The organism is Pseudomonas sp. SDT291_1_S447, assembly GCF_054070155.1.
The window spans coordinates 1-232 of sequence record NZ_JBSVXS010000396.1 but is presented as its reverse complement, the minus strand read 5'-3'; the positions used below and the strand labels follow the sequence as shown (position 1 = coordinate 232).

Annotated in this window: 1 pseudogene; it reads left to right on the top strand. The window is 59.9% G+C overall.

Annotation, left to right across the window (positions count from 1 at the left end):
- A pseudogene (locus ACW9IR_RS30070) lies at nucleotides 1-232 on the top strand (AAA family ATPase); the annotation flags it as partial.

Here is a 232-nt window from a genome sequence, read left to right as displayed (position 1 = left end):
CGGCACAGGCAAAACTAGCTTGGCCAAGGCGTTCGCCAAGGCCATGGGCGGCTTCTGCACGGATATCGCCGTACAAGCGGGTTGGCGTGACCGGGATGACCTGCTGGGCCATTACAACGCCTTTGAGCGGCGTTTCTATGAGAAGGATTGTCTGCAAGCCTTGTACAAGGCGCAGACCCCTCGCTGGGACGACGCCTGCAACGTGGTGCTGTTGGACGAGATGAACCTGTCC